This window comes from Shewanella sp. Isolate7 (assembly GCF_022398425.1).
Taxonomy (GTDB): domain Bacteria; phylum Pseudomonadota; class Gammaproteobacteria; order Enterobacterales; family Shewanellaceae; genus Shewanella.
Map to the genome: position 1 here is coordinate 1 of NZ_JAKEVJ010000169.1, position 1,142 is coordinate 1,142.

General features: G+C 43.2%; 1 pseudogene. It reads right to left on the reverse strand.

The features are described 5' to 3' along the window. A pseudogene (locus L1D47_RS20770) lies at nt 1-361 on the reverse strand (transposase); the annotation flags it as partial. Nucleotides 362-1,142: the final 781 nt, after the last annotated feature.

Consider the following 1,142-nt stretch of genomic DNA (forward strand, 5'->3'; position numbering starts at 1 on the left):
CTAAATACTGAACAAATCCGCTTTACGCTATGGCTCTTCCTGAGTTTCTCGACTAACGAGAACTGTTCAGTGAGTCTGACATCAAGAGAGCCGTAGCCTTTTTTAAAATGGTGTTCTCTTCTTCAATGCGGCGGATTTTCTTCTCCAGCTCACGGATCCGCTGTTGTTCGGGGGTGAGCGGTGCGCCTTTGGGGGATACGCCTTGCTGCTCCTGTCGAAGCTGGTTTACCCATTTACGCATGGCTGAATTACTCACGCCCATCGCGTTTGCAGCCTCAGCTATGCTGTATCCCTGTTTCGTTACCAGCTGCGCAGCTTCTAATTTGAACTCTGCACTGAATGTCGGTCTTGTGTTCTTCATTTCTACCACCTTTTCTCTGGAAGTGAGTCTATCACTTCGTCTATTCAGGTGGCCAAATTCACTATGCCACTACATGGTGGTCCTATCGACCTGGCGATTCAGAAGGGTTATCGACATTTTTTGTAGCACTGTCTCGTGCGAAACAAAGGGCGATATTTTCCTATTGTCAGCAAAGAGGACAAAGAGCCAATGTCGCAGACTTCTATGCATTGTTGGAAGCCGCTGGTGTTCAGGAATATGTGATTCCTCCAAGTGTAGTGGCCACTACTTCATTGGACAACTGTCAGTTGATGCAGCGCAGTCTTGCAGTGAAAAAGAACTAATCAACGATATCAGTTTGCAACTTACGTAACTCGTCTTGCATTTTAATAACTATTAAAATGAAGAAAGGAAAATGCGATCTCTAGATTAGCTTTGACTGATTACGTTTTCTGGGTTGAGCTAATCTCCGTGAAATATGTAGTATAGAATTGAACTTCCGATACACATAAGTCCGACGATAGCCAGAATCAGACGAGGTTTTATATGTGACTTTTCCCCTCATCCTGTGAGATATGCTGTAGCAACTGAATGGCCACGATTTTCTGAGGGGATTACAAGTTCTAAACTTATGTTGTATTATGATAAAATAAGAAGTGAGCAACAAATTATGGAAGTCTTTTTATGAAGAAAACAGTAATGATAACAGGAGCGGGAAGACGCCTGGGTTTCTACTTGTGCAAGGAGTTATCTGAATTGGGTTGGGAGGTATATGCGGTTACTAGAAAGAAAAATATAGAAC